At 42.9% G+C, this 2,971-nt stretch carries 2 protein-coding genes and 1 tRNA gene; all 3 read right to left on the bottom strand.

What is annotated here, in order from left to right:
- Positions 1-1,097 (bottom strand): eCIS core domain-containing protein (locus VM802_RS28985; protein WP_325537398.1); only part of this gene is annotated, 1,097 nt, incomplete at its 3' end.
- Between the two features lie 121 nt (positions 1,098-1,218).
- Positions 1,219-1,307: transfer RNA gene (locus VM802_RS28980), tRNA-Ser, on the bottom strand.
- Between the two features lie 205 nt (positions 1,308-1,512).
- Complete coding sequence (dnaA, locus tag VM802_RS28975; protein WP_127044574.1) at positions 1,513-2,946, bottom strand: chromosomal replication initiator protein DnaA; 1,434 nt, start codon at positions 2,944-2,946, stop codon at positions 1,513-1,515.
- Between the last annotated feature and the right edge of the window lie 25 nt (positions 2,947-2,971).

Here is a 2,971-nt window from a genome sequence, read left to right as displayed (position 1 = left end):
GTAACTTTTCCCAGAAAGTTAATATTCAGAGGGCTGTTGGTTTCAAAATCCAGGAAGTCTGAAATCAATAAAACCGCTCTGACCCCCAGTCCGGTCTTATTAGGCTTATTAGGATTCTGGGATTCAGCAGGCGGGACTACCCCTCTTACCCCCATAATAAATTGCGCTATACTTGATTCGTCATATTTACGCATTAATCCTTCTAATTCCAATGTCGATGGGTCATTAATATCTTCAAAGCTCACTCTGGGATAAAATTTCCTATTTACTTTATCAAATCTGATCTTAATACCTACTCCTCTATAATTAAAGTCGTACGATTCCCCCTTACCCTTTCCTATAGGATAATCTTTCATGGCCTCTAATTCTTTATGTTTAGCTTGGACCAACTTTAGTAGATTATCTTCCTCGGTGGCTGCAAGTGTAGTATTGCTACTTGCCACATTACCACCAATAGCTCCCCGGTTATAAGTAAAAGTATACTGAACGTCCTTTTTGATTAATTTTTCCAGTGGAGAAGGTTTTTTCGTTTTTTTCCCAAACTGTACAACACCACTATTAGTATTAGAAACACGCTGTATAACATGAGCCTGGAGATCAGTACCTGGAGCAGCCCCCCTGCTCAACGATTCACTTCCTTTTTCATCCGCTTCCTTCTCCAGTACTTCGTTATCATTAACAAACGTCTGTTTCAGCTGCGTCGTTGGAGCTACCCTGCCTTGCTTCTGCTGCACAACATGCCATGCTTCGTGGGGCAAGTGCTTTTCCTGACCAGGGGCCACATGAATCTCCGTACCCTGGGTATAAGCCGCAGCCTGTAGCTGCACGGGCTTGTCAGAGTTGTAATGTACTTTCACATCATCCATAGCAAGGCCGGATAAATTCTCCACCCCTGATTTGAGATGCCCGGGAAGCCCGGTATTATTAGGTTTTGAAGGAGGCGCTTCCTGGGCCTTGCGTTGTACTGGGCGCAATGAGGAAGTCTGCTTTCCATTAAAGAAAGCCTCATGCTGCTGTAATCCTTCAGGGTTAAAAAAGGTAGAGTGTCGGGAATGGGCTACGGGCCGGTGCTGGCCGTTCATTTGTCTGGAGGGCATAGGATATATTTTATAGGGTTAACTTTTACTTACTTAAGTTACGAAATTCCCCTGTAAAATAACCTCCTGTATAAAATGAAAAAAGCCCTGCTGTCATTAAGACAACAAGGCTTAAAGCTTGCGGTGAGAGAGGGATTCGAACCCTCGGTACAGTTTAACCCGTACGACGGTTTAGCAAACCGTTCCTTTCGGCCACTCAGGCATCTCACCTACTTCATTGAAGGGGTTGCAAAAATAGGAAAAGTTTTATATTCTCCAAAAGCATTTTCAATTTTTTATAAAAAAGATGAAAACACCCAGTGAAAGAGCCTCGGATTCAATATATAAAAATTACACCTAATGCAAAGGAATAAAATAAGTATGCCACTCCGTGAAGAGTGGCATACTTATAAAATAGGTTCATGGGGGATTTAAACTACATGGCCGCCAGCTGAACTTTCTGTTGCAGTTCTATAACGCTGTCACGGAAATTATTATCAGTATCCATCAGGTCCTTTACAGTCTGGCAGCTGTGGATCACTGTAGTGTGGTCCCTCCCTCCAAAATGTTCGCCGATGGTCTTTAAAGAGTTCTTGGTAAATGATTTAGCGAGATACATGGTAATCTGGCGTGCCTGTACAATCTCGCGCTTACGTGTTTTCTGTAATAGTTTGTCGTAAGGAACATCGAAATATTCGCAGACCATTTTCTGGATGCTTTCGATGGTAATTTCTTTGGAAGATGTCTTAACAAAGGACTTCAACACGCGCTTGGCAAGTTCAAGATCTATCTCTTTGCGATTCAGTGAAGACTGTGCCAACAGGGAGATGAGCGCACCTTCCAGTTCACGTACGTTGGTCTGAATATTATAGGCCACATATTTCACCACTTCCTTCGGCATTTCCAGACCGTCGTTCTTCATCTTCAACTCCAGTATTTCCATCCTGGTCTCGAAGTCAGGAATCTGTATATCAGCGCTGAGACCCCAGCGGAAACGGCTCAACAGACGCTCCTGTACACCATCAAGATCTTTTGGCGCTTTATCTGAAGTAAGAATCAGCTGCTTGCCTGACTGATGCAGATGGTTGAAGATAGCGAAGAACGCATCCTGTGTTTTTTCAGCGCGGGCAAAGAACTGTATATCATCCACAATCAGCACATCTATCAGTTGATAGAAGTGAATGAAATCGTTGATGATGTTGTTCTTGGAGTGATCAATAAACTGATTGATAAACTTCTCTGCACTTACATAAAGCACCGCCTTATTGGGATGTATACGCTTCACATCATTGCCCACTGCCTGCGCCAGGTGCGTTTTCCCAAGTCCCACGCCACCGTATATTACTAACGGGTTAAAGGAAGTCCCTCCAGGCTTTTCCGCAACAGTTTTACCAGCCCTGCGTGCTACACGGTTACAGTCACCTTCTATATACGCATCAAATGTATAGTTCGGATTCAGCTGGGAATCGATCTGTACACGTTTGATGCCCGGTATCACAAAAGGATTCTTTACCGGGTTATGAATGGTTAACGGAAAATCAACCTCATTATCCTTCTGGGGTTTGGTAAACTGCGTAGGCATGTTCACCGTTCTGGGATGTTGATGTGGTGTACCGTTCTCTACTACAATGCGGTATTCCAAACGGGCTTCTTTACCTAATTCTCTCTTAATCGTCTTACCTAACAATCCCACATAATGCTCCTCAAGGTATTCATAAAAGAATTGGCTGGGGACCTGAATGGTTAAAACATTGTTTTCAAGTTTAATGGGTTTAATTGGTTCAAACCAAGTCTTAAACGGCTGCCATTCCACTATATCCCTAATTATATTAAGACACCTTTCCCAAACTTGTTCGCAAGTTTTATTCATTGAGATAAAAAAAATTAGTTGTTTC

Source organism: Chitinophaga sp., from assembly GCF_035538455.1.
Classification (GTDB): domain Bacteria; phylum Bacteroidota; class Bacteroidia; order Chitinophagales; family Chitinophagaceae; genus Chitinophaga.
The sequence above is the reverse complement of the archived record's forward strand: the minus strand, read 5'-3'. Positions and strand labels throughout refer to the sequence as shown.